13 protein-coding genes and 3 riboswitches are annotated in these 12,929 nt (G+C 41.2%); of the genes, 11 read left to right on the plus strand and 2 right to left on the minus strand.

The window, feature by feature from the left end:
* Positions 1 to 408 precede the first annotated feature (408 nt).
* From F9802_RS03685 to F9802_RS03695, 3 genes are all read left to right on the plus strand, one after another.
* Positions 409 to 588 carry a hypothetical protein gene (locus tag F9802_RS03685; protein ID WP_152149809.1) on the plus strand — a complete coding sequence of 60 codons (180 nt, stop codon included), beginning with the start codon at positions 409 to 411 and terminating at the stop codon, positions 586 to 588.
* The gene (locus tag F9802_RS03690) at positions 561 to 761 is read left to right on the plus strand and encodes a hypothetical protein (RefSeq protein ID WP_152149810.1); all 201 of its coding nucleotides are present in this window, start codon (positions 561 to 563) and stop codon (positions 759 to 761) included. Before F9802_RS03685 ends, F9802_RS03690 begins: the two co-directional genes overlap by 28 nt.
* A gap of 268 nt (positions 762 to 1,029) precedes the next feature.
* Positions 1,030 to 2,202 (plus strand): saccharopine dehydrogenase family protein, encoded by a 1,173-nt coding sequence (locus F9802_RS03695; RefSeq protein ID WP_152149811.1) that lies wholly within the window; start codon positions 1,030 to 1,032, stop codon positions 2,200 to 2,202.
* Positions 2,203 to 2,456: 254 nt separating this feature from the next.
* Here F9802_RS03695 and F9802_RS03700 read toward each other — a convergent pair whose 3' ends face one another.
* Positions 2,457 to 2,831, minus strand: a complete 375-nt coding sequence (locus tag F9802_RS03700; RefSeq protein ID WP_152149812.1) for a DUF2512 family protein — start codon at positions 2,829 to 2,831, stop codon at positions 2,457 to 2,459.
* A gap of 196 nt (positions 2,832 to 3,027) precedes the next feature.
* On the opposite strand from F9802_RS03700, the gene F9802_RS03705 reads away from it, so the two are divergent.
* The 7 genes from F9802_RS03705 to thiW all read left to right on the plus strand — a co-directional run bounded on the left by F9802_RS03705 (position 3,028) and on the right by thiW (position 10,661).
* Positions 3,028 to 3,927 carry a superoxide dismutase gene (locus tag F9802_RS03705; RefSeq protein ID WP_152149813.1) on the plus strand — a complete coding sequence of 300 codons (900 nt, stop codon included), beginning with the start codon at positions 3,028 to 3,030 and terminating at the stop codon, positions 3,925 to 3,927.
* A 51-nt stretch (positions 3,928 to 3,978) separates the two neighbouring features.
* A riboswitch (cobalamin riboswitch) is annotated at positions 3,979 to 4,167 on the plus strand.
* Positions 4,168 to 4,527: 360 nt separating this feature from the next.
* The gene (gene nikA / locus F9802_RS03710) at positions 4,528 to 6,162 is read left to right on the plus strand and encodes a nickel ABC transporter substrate-binding protein (RefSeq protein WP_152149814.1); all 1,635 of its coding nucleotides are present in this window, start codon (positions 4,528 to 4,530) and stop codon (positions 6,160 to 6,162) included.
* Positions 6,163 to 6,198: 36 nt separating this feature from the next.
* Positions 6,199 to 7,137, plus strand: coding sequence for a nickel ABC transporter permease (nikB, locus tag F9802_RS03715; RefSeq protein WP_152149815.1), 939 nt, complete (start codon positions 6,199 to 6,201; stop codon positions 7,135 to 7,137).
* A 2-nt stretch (positions 7,138 to 7,139) separates the two neighbouring features.
* Positions 7,140 to 7,970 carry a nickel transporter permease gene (gene nikC, locus F9802_RS03720; protein WP_152149816.1) on the plus strand — a complete coding sequence of 277 codons (831 nt, stop codon included), beginning with the start codon at positions 7,140 to 7,142 and terminating at the stop codon, positions 7,968 to 7,970.
* 48 nt (positions 7,971 to 8,018) lie between these two features.
* Positions 8,019 to 8,957, plus strand: coding sequence for an ABC transporter ATP-binding protein (locus tag F9802_RS03725; RefSeq protein WP_225435190.1), 939 nt, complete (start codon positions 8,019 to 8,021; stop codon positions 8,955 to 8,957).
* Positions 8,958 to 8,976: 19 nt separating this feature from the next.
* Positions 8,977 to 9,810 carry a nickel import ATP-binding protein NikE gene (gene nikE, locus F9802_RS03730; protein WP_152149818.1) on the plus strand — a complete coding sequence of 278 codons (834 nt, stop codon included), beginning with the start codon at positions 8,977 to 8,979 and terminating at the stop codon, positions 9,808 to 9,810.
* 180 nt (positions 9,811 to 9,990) lie between these two features.
* A riboswitch (TPP riboswitch) is annotated at positions 9,991 to 10,100 on the plus strand.
* 63 nt (positions 10,101 to 10,163) lie between these two features.
* Positions 10,164 to 10,661, plus strand: coding sequence for an energy coupling factor transporter S component ThiW (thiW, locus tag F9802_RS03735; RefSeq protein WP_152149819.1), 498 nt, complete (start codon positions 10,164 to 10,166; stop codon positions 10,659 to 10,661).
* Here thiW and F9802_RS03740 read toward each other — a convergent pair.
* Positions 10,658 to 10,906: a hypothetical protein gene (locus tag F9802_RS03740; protein WP_152149820.1), complete on the minus strand. Its 249-nt coding sequence runs from the start codon at positions 10,904 to 10,906 to the stop codon at positions 10,658 to 10,660. The two genes, thiW and F9802_RS03740, sit on opposite strands and share 4 nt — an antisense overlap.
* Positions 10,907 to 11,210: 304 nt before the next feature.
* Positions 11,211 to 11,315, plus strand: a riboswitch (TPP riboswitch).
* Positions 11,316 to 11,544: 229 nt separating this feature from the next.
* Here F9802_RS03740 and F9802_RS03745 point away from each other — a divergent pair.
* The gene (locus F9802_RS03745; RefSeq protein ID WP_152149821.1) at positions 11,545 to 12,882 is read left to right on the plus strand and encodes an acetylornithine deacetylase; all 1,338 of its coding nucleotides are present in this window, start codon (positions 11,545 to 11,547) and stop codon (positions 12,880 to 12,882) included.
* Positions 12,883 to 12,929 lie beyond the last annotated feature (47 nt).

Below are 12,929 nucleotides of genomic sequence, written 5' to 3' on the forward strand. Positions count from 1 at the left end.
CTAACTTAGCATATGAAATAGCATTGCAAATGAAGTTTAAATAGTACGCAAACACGCTTGGATAAACATACTTTCCAAGCGTTTTTTATTGTTATCTTACACAACGAACGCCACCCGTCAGTTCCAGAATGGGTGAAATCAAATAGACAAGAGAAGAAATATAAAAATAGAACGTCCTCTTAAAATATGAATAAAACTAGTCAGTTGTCAGGCTGCAGCCACTGATGGAGCTGGCTTCTTTGCCTATTTAAAGCGTTAGATTAACTAAACTTAAGTGCAATACTCCAAATTGTGAAAAATTACAAAATATTATAAAATTTTATAATTTTTAGAGGGGATGCATGAAAAAGCACGTATACTATATTAAATGACCGGGAAAATGGCTCTTGGCAAACAAGGAGGAGAAACATGGAAAACAGCATCGTTTCATTAGTGCCGCCGATCTTAGTGATGGTAATGGTAGCAGCTACGCGAAGGGTGTTGCTGTCGTTAGGGGCAGGGATTGTCTCAACTGCAATCATCTTAGAGGGATTTAAGCCAAGAGAGACGGGGATTCATTTATGGAATGCTGTGAAAGGAGTCGTGTAGACGGAGGAGAATTAAATACATGGAACGTGTACATTGTTTTATTCTTGCTTATTTCAGGAATTGTAATCGCTTTCACAAACTTGATTGGCGGTGGATTGGGCGATGAAACGGGTGAAAACTCGAGCCGGCGCTCAAATAATGACCGCCATGTTCGGAATTGCCATCTTTATTGATGATTATTTTAACAGTTTGGCCGATATTTGCTCTTGCTGCTGCGACTGTTATTGCGATGCTGTGGACCGGCTATCAGTCAACTGAAGGAAAAATTACACTATTTTGAAAAAGAGAAGAGCGAACACGATTGAGGCAGACGGTGGATTAGTGAATTCGGATATGGCCGAATGATTACACTTTTAAATACGATGTGAATCAAGAAAATTAATTTAACATCATATACTGTTATGTACAAAGAAATTCAAATAAACAGGGGAGGAAGAGAACATGCGCGTATTAATATTAGGATCAGGGTTAATGGGAAAAGAAGCAGCGAGAGACCTAGTGCAATGTGAAGGGGTGGCGAAAGTCACGCTCGCCGATTACGATATTGAAAAAGCAAAACAAACTTGCCAAGTGCTTCGCTCTCCAAAACTTAACGCGGCTTTCGTTGATGCGTCTAAATCGGATCAGTTAGTACATTTAATGGGCGCACACGATGTTGTGATCAATGCATTATTCTACTCGTTTAATATAGCGGTTGCGAAAGCAGCGATTACAGCAGGTGTACACTCAGTCGATCTTGGAGGGCACATCGGCCATGCAACGGACCAGGTATTGGAAATGATGAAAGAAGCGAAATCGGCCAATGTGACACTTATTCCTGATCTCGGCGTGGCGCCGGGCATGATTAATATTTTAGCTGGCTACGGTGCCAGCAAGCTTGATAAAGTAGAATCGATTAAATTGTACGTAGGGGGTATCCCTCTCCGTCCAGAACCGCCGTTTGAATACAACCATGTGTTTTCAATGGAAGGTGTGTTTGACCATTATACGGATCCTTCTTTCATCATTAGAGAAGGGGAAAAACAAGAAATTCCATCTTTGTCGGAAGTAGAACCGATTCATTTTGAAAAATTCGGCCCGCTGGAAGCATTCCATACGGCAGGCGGAACTTCAACGCTCTCGTATTCTTATCCGGAGCTTGACTGTCTGGAATATAAAACGATCCGCTATCCGGGGCACGCCAAAAAGTTTGAATTACTCGTTGATTTAAATTTAACCCGCTCCGACTATTTTGTAGAAGTAAGCGGTATACAAGTGAGACCGCGCGATGTTTTGTTAAAAGTACTTGATCCGATTGTCGATTTGAAAGATAAAGAAGATGTCGTGCTTTTAAGAGTAGAAACGAAAGGGATAAAAGGCGGGCAGCAGGCCGGCTTCACATATGAAATGACAACGTATAAAGACACAGTTAATAACGTGACCGCTATGGCCAGAGCAACTGCGAACACTATTTCCGTTGTCGCCCAAATGATTGCCGGCGGAACAATTAACAAAGCAGGGGTTTATCCGCCGGAGCAAATCGTTCCAGGTGGTAAATACATTGAAGAAATGGCGAAACGCGGAGTGATTATTAAAGAAAAGGTCCAAGAGAAAAATTCACACGCTCAAGCATAACTAAGAAAGGCCTCCCGAATTTTCTTCGGGCGGCCTTTTAAACGAAGACGGGTAGCGTGGTGAGAGCGAATAGTGGCGCTTATTGATTAATTCTCTAAATGGAATCGGACTTTTGGATGTGAACCATCTACAGCGTCTTTTTAGATGTAAGTATTGCCATGCACGTTTTTTAAAACGTAAAAACGCTCTGCACAGTTCTAAAACAGAACAAAGTGCAGAGCGTTTGAGTTTAGTGCGATTTATTATAATGTTTATCAATCAATATGAGAAACGGAATCTTTTTTCGGAAACACATTTTTAGCAAGGTACATATGGAAAAACCATTCACCAATTGCAATGCCGATCGAAGAAAGTACAATGGCGGTAGCCAGTGGAATGCTGTGCTCTGTCAAAATAGCCCCCATTACATACACCATGATAGCAGCCAAGACAAAATCACAAGTTGTGGCAAGAGCATTGGATGTACTTCGGAAAATCAGCAAGTCTCCAATTAAATAAGTGGTTCCGGTGACGACTAAGCTTGTCAGCAAAACTTCAGTCATCGACATATTAAAAATTAGGCCAAGGACGATAAACAAAATTGCCGTAACCATAACGATTTTAATTAGTAGTGCTTTGACATGCCCCATACTTATCCCTCCTTGCTTTTTAATTAACAGTCTTTTACCTCTGTTATTAAAAAATATGCTTAACTTGGATTTTCATTCCTTTAAATCCGCCGCCTGGATGTTGAATTTTTTACACAATCGAACTAGCAAATCCGTTTAGAGAACAAATTATAACGATGTGCATATGTTACGAATATATGATGAAAGGGTGAGACGGATGGAGAAGTACCAGCAATACTTACAAGAAGCGAAAAAATGGTGCGATGACATGTTAATTTTGCAGGAAGAAGCAAATGATTTTTTACTTATAGAAGAATGGAAAAGAAAAGTAGAAGAGTTAGAAGAGAGGCTATTAAACACACAGAATGCGGAAGAAGCTGTTTTAGTTGACGGAGAAATCCACACTTTGCATAAAGAGTGGCGCCAATTTTACGATAGATTCTATGCGGAAGAAGTGAATCTATTTTCTGCGGAAGAACAGCAGGAAGAAAAGGAAAGAGAAGACCGGGTTCCTATTGGCGGCCACAAGCTTCCCCCCTTGCCATATCCTTGCAACGCACTTGAACCTTATATTGATGAAGAAACCATGAGGCTTCATCATGATAAGCATCATCAAAGTTATGTTGATGGATTAAATAAAGCTGAAAAAGAGCTGGCGAAAGCCCGCCGGTCTAATGACTTTAGCCTCGTCAAGCATTGGGAGAGAGAGCTGGCTTTTAACGGAGCAGGGCATTATTTGCATTCGATTTTTTGGAAAGTGATGTGCCCGCGCGGAGGAGGAAAACCATCCGGAAATTTAGAACGGGAAATCATTCAGTCATTTGGCAGCTTTGCTGCATTTAAAAACCAGTTTTCAAAAGCGGCCGAGCATGTAGAAGGCGGAGGCTGGGCGATTCTCGTATGGGTCCCGCCAACGCAGCGTCTGGAAATACTGCAAGCGGAAAAACACCAAAATTTAAGTCAATGGGATGTCGTTCCTTTGCTTGTACTTGATGTGTGGGAGCATGCCTATTACTTAAAGTACAAAAACAAACGCGCAGATTATATCGAGAATTGGTGGAAGATTGTTTGCTGGGAAGAAGTAAGCAGACGGCTGAAAGAAGCGAGAAGAAAATAAAAATCCAATTGCTTATTCAAGGGCGCTGTATTAAACTTGTAACCAATGAAAACTTTATACGAAAAACCGGGTGCCTTTGCATGAGCAAAGGGTAACAGGGAATCGGGTGCAAGTCCCGAGCGGTCCCGCCACTGTAATCGGAAAGTTCTTTTTTCACATATGTCACTTGAGAAATCAGGGAAGGCGAAAAAAGCGCGCTGATCCGTAAGCCAGGAGACCTACCCGGGTTTTATTCACCAACTATGCCTTCGCGGAAAGGACAGGTGTCTGAGGATTGAACAGCCTTATATAGTTTTTTGCTGTTATTTTTTCAATACGCCCGAGCTCTATTCTTAGCGATAAGAATAGGGCTTTTTTTCCGTCGATTATTACTATTTAACGGCTGAGAGAGTTAATTTACAAGTTGTTTTGAACCGTATAATTTTTTATTTTAGTTAAAAATACTTGTAAATAGTAATCATTACGATTTATGATAGTTACGTACTTTTAAGAACTGAAACAAAAGAATGAGGAAGAAACTGGGAATAGAGGCAAACCTATAACTTTTTTTATATTCAACATTTTTGAATAGGTAAAATTCTATATTGAAGGTGAGAAAACATGGTTTTAAAACGGTCTAAATTAGTCACTTCTCTTGTCGGGCTGCTAGTGCTTCTAACAATATTTGTTACTGGTTGCAGCAACACAACAAAAGATCAAGAAAACGCATCAGCTAAAGATCAAACAAAAGTTCTTACTTTTTCCTGGGCTGGGGATATTGGTGACTTAAATCCACATACGTACTTTCCGAATCAATGGTTTTCGCAGGCTATGGTATATGAACCTCTTGTTTACTACGGTGAGGGCGGAGAACTGAAGCCTTGGCTGGCCGAGAGCTGGGATGTATCGAAAGATGGAAAAGAATATGTATTCCATCTGAGGGAAGACGTTACATTTTCTGATGGTTCTCCATTTAATGCTGCCATTGTTAAGAAAAACTTTGATACCGTTTTAGCCAATGCTCCGCAACATGAATGGATGGAATTAATTAACCAAATTAAAAGCACAGAAGTAGTGGATGAATCGACGTTTAAACTGACTTTGCACAAGCCGTATTATCCAACTCTTCAAGAACTCACTTACATCAGACCATTAAGATTTATAGGAGAAGCGGCTTTTCCTGACAGTCAAAACACATTTAAGGAAGGACTCAAGTCCCCAATTGGCACAGGTCCGTGGATATTGAGCAAATATAAGAAAAATGAAGAGGCTGTATTTATAAGAAACGAAAAGTATTGGGGAACGAAACCGGAAATAGATAAGGTGGTTGTGAAAGTTATTCCTGATGGAGAATCTAGAGTTTTAGCTTTTGAAAAAAAGGAAATCGATCTTATTTTTGGCAACGGAGTCATTAGCCAAGATTCATTCCAGTTTTTGAAGGATTCAGGAATATATGAAACTAAGTTATCAGAGCCTACAGCTACAAGGGCGCTGCTTTTTAACACGAACAGAGAAACGATGAAAGACCTTAAATTACGCGCAGCTCTCCAGCATGCTTTTAATAAACAGGCAGTGATCGATAATATCTTTTACGGGACGGAAAAAAAGGCTGACACTTTGTTTGCGCCTAACATTCCTTACACGAAGATTAATGTAAAGCCTTATGAATACGATGCAGAAAAAGCAAAACAATTATTGGATGAAGCTGGATGGAAAAGAGTAAAAGGAAAACCATTTCGAGAAAAGGATGGAGAAATATTACAACTGGAATTATTGTTTATTAGCACAGACAACATCCAAAAGGCGATCGCAGAATTTATCCAAGGTGATTTTAGAAAAATGGGGATAGATATTAAGTTGATTAGTCAGGAAGAAGAGACTTTTTGGGCAACCGCATATGAAGGTGGTTTTGATTTATTATTTACAGCAAGCTGGGGTGTCCCGTTTGATCCACATGCCTATTTGTCTGCTATGACGAAAACCTCAGAAAACGGAAGTCCGGATTACAAGGCTCAATTAGGGCTGCCGGTAAAGAAAGAAATAGATAGGAAAATTAAGGAAACGTTATTAAGTACGGACGAAGCAAAGAGAAAAATGTTATATAAAGATATTTTAACTGCATTGCACGAACAAGCTGTATACTTACCAATATCTTATCAGTCTAATGCAGCTGTTTATCATAAAAATATTAGCGGAGTCCATTTCTTGCCGCAAGAATACGAAGTACCCTTCACTTCCATTGATATTAATAAGTGAAGCAAGGATATTAAAAAATGGCTTAAGGAGCACTAAATGGGTTGGTTCATTGTTAAACGCCTCACGAGTTTAATTCCAATATTATTTGGCATTTCTCTCATTACTTTTATCTTGCTCCACTTAACTCCTGGAGACCCGGCCGTAGCTTACTTAAGGGCGTCACATATTCCTCCTGCGGATGAGACAGTGGCTGCCCTTCGAGTGGAGCTGGGACTGGACAAGCCCCTTTATGTTCAGTATGTAGAGTGGCTGGGAAAAGTGGTGCAATTAGATTTAGGGATGTCTTATGTGTCGAAGAAATCTGTATGGGACGAGATTATGTTACATTTCTTCCCAACGGTACAGCTAACGTTGGCTTCGTGCATCCTTATTGTTGTTGTTAGTTTACCGATAGGAATAATGTCTGCTATTTACAAGGGGAAATTGATTGATCAGTTTAGTAGAATAATAGCCTTTGTTAGTGTTTCTATGCCTGCTTTTTGGTTCGGATTTCTCTTGATCTATTTTCTATCCGTAAAGTTAGATTTATTTCCTGTGTTAGGAAGGGGAACTTTTGCTCATTTGGTGCTTCCTTCCTTGACGCTGTCTTTTGCTTATATAGGTACGTACATGCGATTGCTCCGAGCTAGTGTACTGGAAAATTTAAATGAGCCATTTGTCATGTATGCCAGAGCGAGAGGGTTGCGCGAAAGATTAATCGTTAGCAGGCACCTCTTAAAAAAATCTTTATTGCCATTAGTAACTGGACTTGGCATGAGCCTTGGGAACATGTTAAGTGGAGCTGTTATCGTTGAAACAGTTTTTGCTTGGCCCGGCATGGGACAGTTATTTGTCACGTCTATTTTGACTCGAGATTACCCGATGATTCAAGGTTGTTTATTGTTTATGGGTGTGATCTTTGTGGTCTGTAATCTCCTAGTGGATCTTGCCTATTCTTTCCTTGATCCCCGTATACGATGGGAAGGAGAGAAATAAAAGTGTTGAAAAACGTGAAACGACAGTTGTTGTCACATAAGCTCATGATGATCAGCAGCATGATTGTTTTCTTTATGACCTTATTGGCTCTTCTTGCTCCTTTTTTTGCTCCTAATGATCCCAATTTAGTTGATATTACTCATAAACTGCAAGGGCCTTCCTCTAAGTTTCCGCTGGGAACCGATCATTTAGGGAGAGATATATTGTCTCGATTAATCTATGGAACACGGACTTCGTTAGGAACAGCTTTCCTTGTCATGGGGCTGACGATGATGATTAGTATTCCGCTTGGTATTTATGCAGGTTTTAGAGGTGGCTGGGGTGATTATCTCTTCATGCGAATATGTGATATTCTCATGGCATTTCCAAGCTTTCTTCTATCCTTAGCTTTGATCGGAATATTGGGACCGGGTCTTGTCAACCTGATTTTGGCGATGGTGCTTGTCCAATGGGTTTTTTATGCTCGCGTCATTCGAGGAATGGTTCTTAGTGTAAAGGAGCAAAATTTTGTCTTAGCGGCCAAAGTCTGCGGAACATCGAGGTTAGTCATTGTCATCAAACATATTTTACCTGCCATTATCTCTCAAGTGGCTGTATTAGTCTTTATGGACATCGGAGGAGTGGTATTAGCTATTTCTGGTCTCTCCTTTTTAGGTCTTGGCATACAGCCGCCAGGAGCAGAGTGGGGAATGATGATCAATGACAGCAAGCAATTTTTTAGAAACGCTCCTTCATTGATGCTGTACCCGGGGATGATGATCTTAATCGTTGTGGTCGCTTTCAACTTGTTCGGCGAAGCCTTGAGGGATGCTCTCGACCTAAGAAGGGAATAGAAGGGAAGATGGAAGATGGAGCAACAACCCATTCTAACTGTAAACAAATTGAACATAGATGTATCAACACCGCATGGGGTGACTCAGGTTGTCCGTGATGTCAGTTTTAAGATCGAGGCTGGAAAAGTGTTTGGCTTCGTCGGAGAGAGTGGATCAGGGAAAACGATGACATGCATGTCCCTATTAAATCTTTTACCCGGTGAGGCAAAGGTGGTAAAAGGGAGTATCAAGTTTAGAAATAAAGACATTCTAAATTGTTCAGCAAAAGATATGAGAAAGGCACGGGGCAGTGAGATTGCTATGATTATGCAAAATCCTATGACCGCCTTTAATCCTGTGAGGACGATCGGACGGCATTTCATTGAAACGCTTAAAACTCATTTACCTATCACTAAGCAACAAGCGCGGACAATGGCTATAGCGTATTTAGAAAAAGCGGACTTGCCTAATCCAGAGAATCTATTGAAACAATATCCGTTTCAGCTGAGCGGCGGAATGCTGCAGCGTGTGATGATTGCGATCACGATGTCTTTGAATCCATCTATCCTCATTGCTGATGAGCCGACGACTGCACTCGATGCGACAAATCAACTCCAGATTTTGCAACAGTTGAATTGGTTAAGGAAAGAATACGATACAGGAATTTTATTAGTTTCGCACGATCTAGGTGTGATTGCTCAGTTGGCTGACGAAGTGGCTGTGATGTATGGTGGTTATATCGTTGAGAAAGCACCGGTATTTAAGTTATTCAATCGTCCGATGCACCCATATACTCGAGTTTTGTTAGAGTCCAGACTTGGGTTAACGAGAAGAAAGATAAAGAGTGTACAACGTGTCAGTGTTTCGTCTCCCAATCTAATAAATAAAGAAAATACATGTCCATTCTTCGAACGATGCGAGGATGCAGATCACACTTGTGTAAATGACAATCTTGAATTGAAAGAGTGTGAAAAAGATCATCTAGTACGATGTGTGAAATCAGGATAAAGAGTTGGGGGAATGAAGAGTGGGATTGCTTGAGTTGAAAAGTATAAAGAAAACATACTTCCTCGGGAGTTCTGTTTGGGGGAAGCGTAAAATTGTTGAAGCCGTTAAAAACGTCTCTCTCACTTTGGAAGAAGGAGTATGCTTAGGGCTTGTTGGAGAAAGTGGGTCGGGCAAGAGTACCCTTGGTAAAATTCTTCTAGGACTGGAAAAGCCGGATCAGGGAGAGGTATGGTTTCAGGGGAGGAATCTTTATAATCTAAAAGCAAAAGAATTAAAGGAGCTGCGGCGAAATTTGCAAGTTGTCTTTCAGGATTGTTATAGCGCTGTTAACCCAAGATTAACTGTAGGAGAGATTATTGCTGAGCCATTAAGAAATTACGAAAGGCTTACGTCCGCTCAAGAGAAAAAGAAAGTACAGGAGTTTTTGGAGATTGTTGGGTTATGTCTAGAAGATATTCATAAATACCCGCATCATTTCAGTGGAGGGCAGCTGCAAAGAATCAATATCGCAAGGGCGATTGCATTAAAGCCAAAGTTAATTATACTCGATGAGGCTGTAAGTGCTTTAGATGTTCTTGTCCAAGTACAAATATTGAATCTTTTGGCACAATTAAAAGAAGAGTTTCAACTATCCTATCTCTTTATTTCTCATGATTTACAGGCGGTCAATTACATCGCAGACCGTCTAGCGGTAATGTACAAAGGGGAGGTTGTTGAACGACTGGATGATATGGAACAGCTTGAACGATTAGAGCATCCTGTTTCTAAAAAGCTATTGTCGTCCGTGTTACCTCCATATCCGAGTGGGGAAAGGCTTGGCATCATTAACAATATGACAAAGATCTCACTTTGATTAATACCGAAGGAATAAGAAGAAAACAAATATTTCGCATTTTGACTAGGGCTGAAGGAATTCACGCTCCGCTGACAGAAGGGGTTTATCCCGAGGAGTTTTCCAAATAGAGTGAAAGTTTTATAAAAAAACCTTCCAAACTAGCTTTATTCATCCTATAATAGAATCTGAACTTAATAGCAAAACTGCTAGAGGTGCCTGTTAATGGCTGAGAGAAAAACAGAGGTGTTTTTCAACTCTTTGAACCTGATCTGGATGATGCCAGCGTAGGGAAGTAGAGCAATCATGACTATTTCACTTGCAATGGCCGGATCCAGATCAGGATCCGGCTTTTTATATTGGAGGAATGTTTTATGAATCAAGTTCAAAAGATCACGTATATGGCTTTGTTTACGGCCATTGCGACATTCGGCTCTTCGCTCGTCTGGTTTCCCGCCGGTGTGGCTAAAGCGTATCCTGTCCAGCATGCGGTCAATGTGATGGCCGGTGTTTTACTCGGACCGGGACCGGCAGTTATTATCGCTTTTGTGACCGGGCTGTTAAGAAACTTTATGGGAACGGGATCACTTTTAGCTTTCCCGGGCGGCATGATTGGTGCTTTCCTGGCTGGCTATATTTACCAAAAAACGAGCCGCAAGTGGGGAGCGGCTATTGGAGAAGTGACCGGTTCTGGAATCATTGCCTCTTTGTTTGCCGTGCCTTATGCAAAAATTTTGATGGGAACTGCTGCCGGAGCCTTTTTCTTCCTACCGGCTTTTCTCGTCAGCAGCTTGTCGGGATCATTGATTGGCTTCATATTAGTTAGGCGGATTATCAAAATGAAGGTGTGGAAGTACCGCTTGAATAATTAGTTCCAGCGGAGAGAAATGGCCAGCTTACAGCAGTCTGAGCTTTCTATATCCGGTCCTAGTTCCATCCGGATACTGTCTGGATTAAATGAAATTTTAGATTTTGTCATAACGCCAGCCGATTTAATAAGTTTCTCGACTTCTTTTCGGTCCGATGCCTGGGCAGCGGTCATTAACTTAAAAGCAAAATCGTTATTGGCTGTTAATTTAGTTAAAAGCAAATCTGTTTCTTTTAAAAGCGCTCTCATTGATTGAGCAGACTGCTTAAATATTTTAACATTTACTTGTGGAAAAGATCTTTTTCCAGCAGAAGTGCAATAAATTTGATGAGACTTCGGAGTGGCTGAATAATAAGGGCATCGATATAGGCTGGTCACACTACAGAGACAGCAATTGCAGCAATAATAGTATATAACTGCACACCTCCCCCATTTTTATTTAATATATGGGCAGGATGAAAATAAGTGAATGGAGTAAATTTGTTATAAAATTCTGAATAGTATTGAATAAATGACGTTAATATGATAAAACTAAGGAAAGCTTAATTGAATAGTTATGCCATGGGGGTGCTTTGATAAGCTGAGAAAGGCAGATGGCCTTAACCCTTACAACCTGAACTGGATAATGCCAGCGTAGGGAAGTGGTTGTCTCTTTTTTGGAATATTGTTGAATATTTATTCATCGCAGTTAATGAGACTATGTAATTTACAGCCGCTTCTCTATCGTGAGGAGCGGCTTTTTTGATGTGTCCAGCTGCAGCGCCTAACCGCTCGAGGTCATATGCCAAATAACTGTGGCGGCTGAGAAACTGCCTCCTCGCTATCCGTCATATGCTTGTCGCGGCTAGACAGGCGCCTTCGCATTTCTATAGAGAGGGGTGATTCAATTGGGGAAGTCATTGGATTTGTTGTTTAAGGAAATAGAGAGCCGTGAAGAGGAGCTTGTTGATTTGTTAAAAGAATTGATTTCTTTTAAAACACCGGCACCCCCGGCTAGAAATACGAGTGAAGCTCAAGGTTTTATCGCTTCATTTTTACAGAAGCATGGCTTTTCAATTGATAGATGGGATGTATATCCGGATGATCCGAATGTCGTTGGCTTATTAAAAGGTTCGGACAGCGAAAACTATCACAGTTTAATATTGAACGGCCACATTGATGTGGCTGAAGTGAATGAAAATGAAATATGGGAAGGGGATCCTTTTCAAGCAGTTGTGAAAGGTGGAGCAGTTATTGGACGTGGTGCAGCAGACATGAAAGGCGGTCTTGCCGGAGCTTTATTTGCTGTTAAGCTGCTGCGTGAATCGGGGATTGCTCTTCCTGGTAATTTTATTTTTCAATCTGTTATCGGTGAAGAAGTAGGGGAAGCAGGTACGCTGGAATGCTGTAAGCGTGGATACAAAGCTGATTTTGCAGTAGTTGTGGATACGAGTGACTTACATATACAAGGACAAGGCGGAGCGATCACCGGCTGGGTTACGCTGAAGAGTGATCAAACGTACCATGATGCGACGAGAAGAAATATGATTCACGCCGGCGGAAAACTGTTTGCGGCAAGTGCGATCGAAAAAATGGTGAAGATAATCGAAGGGCTTCAGGAACTCGAGCGCCATTGGGCAGTCACGAAAAGCTATCCTGGATTTCTACCAGGTACAAACACGATTAATCCGGCTGTAATCGAAGGAGGCCGTCATGCTGCTTTTATTGCAGATGAGTGCCGGCTCTGGATTACGGTGCATTACTATCCAAATGAAACATATGAACAAGTAGCAAAAGAGGTGGAAGAGCATATACGGAATGTGGCAAAAGGTGATCCGTGGCTGAGAGAACACCCTCCACAATTTAAGTGGGGAGGAGCTTCGATGATTGAAGAGAGAGGAGAAATTTTCCCTTCTTTTGAAATCGATCCGAGCCATGCAGCTGTCCAGACACTCGTTCGATCTCATGAAGCAGTTTTAAAAAAGCCGCCGTTTATAGATGTCTCGCCAACTGTTACGGACGGCGGCTGGCTCGCTGATGCCGGTATCCCAACGGCTATTTACGGACCAGGTGATTTAAACAATGCCCATTCAGTTAACGAACAGCTGTCGATTGAACAGCTCGTGGATTATACGAAAGTTATTCTGTCTTTTATTTATGAATGGTGCCATACAAAACGGTCTGAAAAATCATTCGAAATCGTGAACAACGCGCCCGAAATGACAAACAACACTCTGAAATCGTGAACAACACGCCTAAAATGACGAACAACGCACCAAAATTGATAAACAAA

Source organism: Bacillus aerolatus, assembly GCF_009183655.1.
GTDB lineage: Bacteria > Bacillota > Bacilli > Bacillales > Domibacillaceae > Pseudobacillus > Pseudobacillus aerolatus.